Here is a 234-nt window from a genome sequence, read left to right on the forward strand (position 1 = left end):
TGAAGTAGCCTCAAACCCAACGCTGCAGATTATTCTTGAAGACCTGGGTTACGTTCCCATGCAATGGATTCGAAAAAAGCCTTCTGATGAGATGATAAAATATGATATCTATGCATGCCATTGTGCACCGGACAATGATTTAATGTATCTTCTGGAAGACATCAGTACAGGGTATCCGCAGGTAAATAGGGATGATGATATTTTGGCATGACTTGACTGGGTTCAGGCCCCGAT

The 234-nt window shown here is 42.7% G+C and carries 1 pseudogene; it reads left to right on the forward strand.

Going from position 1 to position 234, the window contains the following annotated elements:
* Positions 1-211: pseudogene (locus tag ACYP03_RS28140) on the forward strand (metallophosphoesterase family protein); the annotation flags it as partial.
* Positions 212-234 lie beyond the last annotated feature (23 nt).

Source organism: Photobacterium sp. R1, assembly GCF_054600795.1.